This is a genomic window from Cognatilysobacter segetis (assembly GCF_004359965.1).
Lineage (GTDB): Bacteria > Pseudomonadota > Gammaproteobacteria > Xanthomonadales > Xanthomonadaceae > Cognatilysobacter > Cognatilysobacter segetis.
Genome location: NZ_SMRQ01000011.1, coordinates 87,846 through 94,312 on the forward strand (window position 1 = coordinate 87,846; position 6,467 = coordinate 94,312).

General features: G+C 71.0%; 8 protein-coding genes. 4 read left to right on the forward strand and 4 right to left on the reverse strand.

From position 1 onward, the window contains the following. Nucleotides 1-39 precede the first annotated feature (39 nt). The gene (gene serC / locus E4F61_RS04035) at nucleotides 40-1,125 is read right to left on the reverse strand and encodes a 3-phosphoserine/phosphohydroxythreonine transaminase (RefSeq protein ID WP_133478384.1); all 1,086 of its coding nucleotides are present in this window, start codon (nucleotides 1,123-1,125) and stop codon (nucleotides 40-42) included. Nucleotides 1,126-1,246: 121 nt separating this feature from the next. On the opposite strand from serC, the gene msrP reads away from it, so the two are divergent. Then, nucleotides 1,247-2,218: a protein-methionine-sulfoxide reductase catalytic subunit MsrP gene (gene msrP, locus E4F61_RS04040; protein ID WP_133478385.1), complete on the forward strand. Its 972-nt coding sequence runs from the start codon at nucleotides 1,247-1,249 to the stop codon at nucleotides 2,216-2,218. Nucleotides 2,219-2,241: 23 nt separating this feature from the next. Continuing rightward, on the forward strand, nucleotides 2,242-2,889 hold the full coding sequence (locus E4F61_RS04045; protein ID WP_425480106.1) for a protein-methionine-sulfoxide reductase heme-binding subunit MsrQ: 648 nt from the start codon (nucleotides 2,242-2,244) through the stop codon (nucleotides 2,887-2,889). Here the strand turns inward: E4F61_RS04045 and E4F61_RS04050 are convergent. Then, a complete protein-coding gene (locus tag E4F61_RS04050) occupies nucleotides 2,858-3,628 on the reverse strand; it encodes an FHA domain-containing protein (protein ID WP_162301398.1) in 771 nt (256 codons plus the stop codon). The two genes, E4F61_RS04045 and E4F61_RS04050, sit on opposite strands and share 32 nt — an antisense overlap. 78 nt (nucleotides 3,629-3,706) lie before the next feature. Here E4F61_RS04050 and E4F61_RS04055 point away from each other — a divergent pair, with 78 nt between their 5' ends. Further along, the gene (locus E4F61_RS04055; protein ID WP_133478387.1) at nucleotides 3,707-3,982 is read left to right on the forward strand and encodes a polyhydroxyalkanoic acid system family protein; all 276 of its coding nucleotides are present in this window, start codon (nucleotides 3,707-3,709) and stop codon (nucleotides 3,980-3,982) included. A 46-nt stretch (nucleotides 3,983-4,028) separates the two neighbouring features. Beyond that, nucleotides 4,029-4,964, forward strand: a complete 936-nt coding sequence (locus tag E4F61_RS04060) for a restriction endonuclease (RefSeq protein ID WP_133478388.1) — start codon at nucleotides 4,029-4,031, stop codon at nucleotides 4,962-4,964. Between the two features lie 36 nt (nucleotides 4,965-5,000). Here E4F61_RS04060 and fabB read toward each other — a convergent pair whose 3' ends face one another. After that, nucleotides 5,001-6,215: a beta-ketoacyl-ACP synthase I gene (fabB, locus tag E4F61_RS04065; RefSeq protein ID WP_133478389.1), complete on the reverse strand. Its 1,215-nt coding sequence runs from the start codon at nucleotides 6,213-6,215 to the stop codon at nucleotides 5,001-5,003. Then, nucleotides 6,215-6,467 (reverse strand): hotdog family protein (locus tag E4F61_RS04070; protein WP_484481998.1); only part of this gene is annotated, 253 nt, incomplete at its 5' end. The genes fabB and E4F61_RS04070, both read right to left, overlap by 1 nt.

Below are 6,467 nucleotides of genomic sequence, written 5' to 3' on the forward strand. Positions count from 1 at the left end.
GGGCGGCCGTGAGCCGCCGCGCGCGTGGATCGCGGCTGCTCATCCGTGCCGGTTCCTGAAGTCCGCCATGAACTCGACCAGCGCACGCACGCCCGCTTCCGGCATCGCGTTGTAGATCGACGCGCGCATGCCGCCGAGCGCGCGGTGGCCCTTCAGCCCGATCAGTCCGGCGGCCACCGACTCCGCGAGGAACGCCTTGTCGAGCGCGGCGTCGTGCAGGAAGAACGGCACGTTCATGCGCGAGCGCACCGCCGGCGCGACGTCGTTGCGGTAGTAGCCGCCCGAGCCGTCGATCGCGTCGTACAGCATCGTCGACTTGCGCGCGTTGCGGCGTGCGAATTCCTCGACGCCGCCCTCGGCCAGCATCCACTTGAACACCAGTCCGGCGAGGTACCAGTTCCAGGTGGGCGGCGTGTTGAGCATGGACTCGCCCTTGACGTGCGAGCGGTAGTCGAAGATGTCGGCGCGCGGCTGGCCCTCGCGCTCCAGCAGGTCGCGCCGCAGGATGACGACGGTGACGCCGACGGGCCCCAGGTTCTTCTGCGCGCCGGCGTAGATGATCCCGAACTTCGACACGTCGAGCGGCTCGGACGCGATGCTCGAACTGAAATCCGCGACCAGCGGCGCCGCGCCCACGTCCGGGATATCGCGGAATTCGACGCCGTGGATGGTTTCGTTCGCGGTGATGTGGACGTAGGCCGCGTCGGTCGACAGGTCCCACGTGGCCGGCGACGGGATGTCGTGGAAGCCGCCGGCCTCGCCGGTGGCGGCCACGTGCACGTCGACGTAGTGCCGCGCCTGCTTGATCGACGTCTTTCCCCAGTGTCCGGTCACCACGTAGTCCGCGCGCTGACCGGCCGCGGCGATGTTCAGCGGGATCAGCGCCTGCGCGGTGGTGGCGCCGCCGGCGAGGAACAGCACCGCGTAATCGTCCGGGATCGACATCAGGCGGCGCAGGTCCGCCTCCGCCTCGGCCGCCACCGCCATGAACTCCGCACCGCGGTGGCTCAGCTCGACGATCGACGCACCGACGCCGCGCCAGTCCAGCAGCTCGTCGCGCGCCTGCTCGAGCACGGCTTCCGGGAGGGTGGCGGGACCGGCACTGAAATTGAAGACGCGCGACATCGGACACCTGCGGGCGAGGATGGATTTCGAGTATGCCGCAGCGCAGCACGCGGTTCAGGCGGCGGCTGCATCTTTTTCATCGCGCCGGACGTCTAATCGGGTATCGAAACCGGAGGCGGCCATGTCCCTGCGCGACGCCCTGCGCATCCCCGCCCGCGACGTCACCGACGAAGCGGTCTACCGCGACCGACGGCGCATCGTGGCGGGCCTCGCCGCCTCCGGCGCGTTGGGGCTGTCGGGCTGCGCGAAGGCCGACGCGCCCGCCGCGCCGCCGGCCGCGAAGATCGACCCCGCCCGCATGCGCGCCGGCTTCACCACGGCCGAGCCGCGCACCACGTGGCAGGACGCGACCACCTACAACAACTTCTACGAATTCGGCACGGGCAAGGGCGATCCGTCGAAGGCCGCTCGCACCCTGCGCACCCGGCCGTGGACGGTCGCGGTGGGCGGCCATTGCGCCAAGCCGGGCCGGATCGGACTCGACGACCTCCTGCAGGGCCTGACGCCGCAGGAGCGCGTCTACCGGCACCGCTGCGTCGAGGGCTGGTCCATGGTCATCCCCTGGCTCGGCGTGCCGCTCGGCGACGTGCTGAAGCGCTTCAAGCCGACCTCGAAGGCGAAGTACGTGGCGTTCACCACCCTCGCCGACCGCGCGCAGATGCCGGGGCTCGGATACCCGGCGCTCGACTGGCCGTACCGCGAAGGCCTGCGCATCGACGAGGCGATGCACCCGCTCACGCTGCTCGCCACCGGGCTCTACGGCAAGCCGCTGCCGCAGCAGAACGGCGCCCCCCTGCGCCTGATCGTGCCGTGGAAGTACGGGTTCAAGGGCGTCAAGTCGATCGTCGCGATCACCCTCGTCGAGCACCTGCCGTTTACCAGCTGGAACGACCAGGCGCCGGACGAGTACGGCTTCTTCTCCAACGTCAATCCGAACGTCGACCATCCCCGATGGAGCCAGAAGACCGAGCGGCGCATCGCCGGCACCGGCAGCAAGCTGTTCGCGGATCGGATCCCGACGCGCCTGTTCAACGGCTATGCCGAACAGGTCGGCTCGATGTACGCGGGACTGGACCTGAGGAAGTGGTTCTGACCGCCGTCTCCGCGCAGCGACCGGTGCGCAATCGACGCCGCGAGCCGCGCATCGTCGCCGCCAAGACGCTGGTCCACCTGCTCGCGCTCGCGCCGGCGGCGTGGATCGCGTGGCAGGTGCGCTCGGAGGTGCTGCTCGGCACCGGCGCGCTCGGCGCCGATCCCGTCGCGGCGACCGAGCATTTCCTGGGCCTGTGGGCATTGCGCCTGCTGATGCTCACGCTGGCAGTGACGCCGTTGCGGCAGCTCACCGGCAAGCCCGTGCTGTTGCGCTTCCGACGCATGCTCGGGCTGTACGTCTTCTTCTACGCGACCCTGCACTTCGCCGCCTGGATCGTGCTCGATCTGCGCTGGGACTGGTCGCAGATCGGCGCGGCGATCGCGAAGAAGCCCTTCGTCATGGTCGGCTTCGCGGCGTGGGTTCTGCTGGTGCCGCTGGCCGCCACGTCGTTCCAGCGGGCGATGCGCGCGCTCGGCCGGCGCTGGGGCCAACTCCACCAGGCGATCTACGCGGTCGCGGTGCTCGCCGTACTGCACTTCTGGTGGCTGGTGAAGTCCGACATCCGCGAGCCCGCGATGTACGCCGCGATCGCCGCATTGCTGCTCGGCTGGCGCGCCTGGAAACGCCTGCGGCCGAACGTCAGCCGGCGCCGTACAGCAGCAGGAGGCTGAGAGCGCCCGCGAGCAGCACGGCAGCGACGATCAACCACGGCAGGCGCCGCGCCGCGCGCCGGAGTTTCGGCGGCGATGGCGCTCGTCCGGATGCGCGCCGCTCGGGCTCGGCCTCCGCCAGGCCCGACGGCCGTGCGGCTTCGACCACGAACCGGTGCTGGCCGGCGACCACCAGCTGGTCACCCGGCAGCAGCAGGCCGGTCGACAGCGCATGGCCGTTGACCCATACCGGCGCACCCGGCGTGGACGACGTCGCGCGCACGCCCTTGGCCGTGACGCGCAGGCTCACCTCGCGCGCGCCGATGGCCTCGTCGTCGATCGGGATTTCGCAGTCGTCGGCGCGGCCCAGCACGCATTCGCGCTCGAGCGGAAAGCAGCGTCCGTGGTGGCGGCCCGCGATCGCCCGCAGCACCGCGCGCGCATCGGCACGCGCGGGGACGTCGTCCCCACCCGGTTCCGGTCGGCGACCGACGAGCACGCACTCCACGCCGGCCATGAAGATCGAATCGCCGGCGCGCAGCATCGCCATCTGGCGGATGGGACGCCCATTGACGTAGACGCCGCGCACGCCGTCGCGCACCTGCAGCCATACGCCGCGCGAGTCGACGTAGATGTGTGCGATCGCATCGCCGGCCGACTGCCGCGCGTCGAGCATCGACGGCAGGATCGGATGCACGCCCGGCTCGAGATCGAGCAGGTCGCGTTCGGAACCGGTCGGGCGCAGTCGGAGGGCAGTCACGCGGCCGCAATCTAGCATGCCGACGCCGCGTTGCCGGCCGATGGCCCACAATGCGCGCCACCCCGATCCGGAGGCCGCATGGCGACCATCGATATCCGACACACGCATTCGCTCGCCCCCGACCAGGCGCGGCAGGCCGTCCAGCACATCGCGGACACGCTGGCGCAGCGTTTCGGCGTCGAGCACGGCTGGCAGGGCGACTCGCTGATGTTCAACCGCAGCGGCGTGGACGGCCGCGTGCACCTGGAACCTGACGCAGTGCGCGTTACCGCCGAGCTCGGCTTCCTGCTGGGCGCGATGAAGGGCACCATCGAAAGCGAGATCCGTCGCGTGCTCGCCGAACGATTCCGCTGAGCCGCGGCGCCCGCCCCACGTCACGCCCAAGGAAGACCCTGCTCCCATGACGCCCGCTGCTGCACTGGCCACCGGCCTGGCCATCGCCCTCGTCGCCGCCATCGCCTGGCTCGCCTACATCTGGAAAGTGCGCGAAGCGCGGTTCCAGGTGGAGGAAGGCCTCCGCATCCTCTCCGGGATGCGCTGGCGCGAACTGTCGAACCTCGTCGTCGACGCGCTCGCCCTGTCGGGCTTCGAGCGCGAGACGCCCGAGCAGCAGGCCGAGCGCGGCGCGGGCGACGTGCACGTCTACCGCGACGGGCGGCCCTGGGTGCTGACGTGCCGCCAGGGGCTCGCGCACGTGATCACGCGCCCGGCCGCCGAGGAATTCCTCCGTGCGGTTCGCGTCGGGCATGCGGCGGGCGGCGTGCTGGTCACGCCGGGCCGCGCCGAGCCGGCGGCGCGCGAGGTCGCGCCGAACATCGAGGTGCTCGACGGCGAGTCGCTGTGGAAACTCGTAGGGCCGTTGCTACCGCCGAGCGTGCACACCGAAATCGCCGCCCACGCGCGTGCACGGGCGTTGCGGGCGTCTGGGACGGCGCTTGCGACCGCGACGCTCGGCGGCATCGCGGTCGGCTATGCGCTGACGCGTCTTGCGGTCGTCGAGGATCCCTCGCCCGCGGCGATCGCGCAGGCGCCCATTGCCGCTTCGGCGCCTGCGCGCGCGACTGTCGCGAACGCCGCGCCGGCGCCGGTGGCGCCGATGAGCGAGGACGAGGAGCGCGAGGCGATCGTCCGCGAAATCGCGCGATTGCCCGGCGTCGACAAGGCGCTCTGGTCGACGCGCTCGACGCTGCAGGTGTTCCTGGACGATGCCGCCGTGGCGGACGATGCGGCGCTGTGCAGCGTCATGAAGCGCTACGAACTGCTGCGCGCGTCGCGACTGCAGCTGCAGAGCCCGGGCACTCGCCCGGTGCGTTTCATGCAGTGCGCCGTCTACTGACGGCGCGATCGCGGCGCCGGGCAGGCGCCGCGCCGGTCAATCCTCGAACCGCGAGAACACCAGGCACGCATTCGTGCCGCCGAAGCCGAAGCTGTTCGACATGACGGTGCGCAGCGCGGCCGGCGTGGTTTCGCGCAGCACGGGGTAACCGGCGGCGCGCTCGTCGAGCTCGGTGATGTTGTTGGACGCGGCCATGAAACCGTCGCGCATCATCAGCAGGCAGTAGATCGCCTCGTGCACGCTCGCCGCGCCCAGCGAGTGGCCACTGAGCGCCTTCGTCGACGACAGCGGCGGAACGGCGCCGCCGAACACCTCGCGCACGGCCTGCAGCTCGGTGATGTCACCCACCGGCGTCGAGGTCCCGTGGGTATTGAGGTAGTCGATCGGCCGGTCGAGGCCGTCGAGCGCCATGCGCATGCAGCGCACCGCGCCTTCGCCCGAGGGCGCGACCATGTCGACGCCGTCGGACGTCACGCCGTAGCCGACCAGCTCCGCATGGATCGTCGCGCCGCGCGCCTGCGCATGCTCGAGCGACTCGATCAGCAGCATGCCGCCACCGCCCGCGATGACGAAGCCGTCGCGCGATGCGTCGTACGGCCGCGACGCCGTCTCGGGCGTGTCGTTGAACGAGGTGGAGAGCGCGCCCATCGCATCGAACTGCGAGGTCATGCCCCAGTGCAGTTCCTCGCCACCGCCGACCAGCATGACGTCCTGCATGCCGTGGCGGATCATGTCCGCCGCCGCGCCGATGCAGTGCGCGGACGTCGCGCAGGCCGCGGAAATCGAATAGCTGACGCCCTGGATGCCGAAGGCCGTCGCCAGCGCGGCCGACACTGTCGAACACATCGTGCGCGGCACCATGTACGGGCCGATGCGGCGAACGCCCTTGGTCTTGAGCAGCTCGCCCGTCTCGATCTGCCACTGCGCCGAGCCGCCGCCCGACCCGGCGATCACGCCGGCGCGCGGGCTCTTGAGCACCTCGGGATCGAGGCCGGCATGCGCCACCGCGTCCATCGCCGCGACGTACGAGTGGCCCGCCGCGTCGCCCATGAAGCGTCGCAGCTTTCGATCGATCAGCGCGTCCAGGTCGAGCGCGGGGTCGCCGGCCACGCGGCTGCGAAGGCCGAGCTGTTCGTACTCGGGGATGAAGCGGATGCCCGAGCGGCCTTCGCGCAGCGAGGCCGACACCGTGTCGAGCTCGCGGCCGAGGCAGGAGGTCAGGCCCATGCCGGTAACGACGACGCGATGCATCAGAAACCCTCCACCGAGCTGAAGAGGCCCACGCGCAGGTCCTTCGCGACGTAGATCTCGCGCCCGTCCACGTACGTGCGGCCGTCGGCGATCACCAGCGCGAGCCGGCCGCGCATCACGCGGCGGATGTCGATCTCGTAGCTGACGACCTTTGCTTCGGGCAGCACCTGGCCACTGAACTTGACCTCGCCGACGCCGAGCGCGCGGCCGCGGCCGGGCTCGCCGAGCCAGGGCAGGTAGAAACCCGCGAGC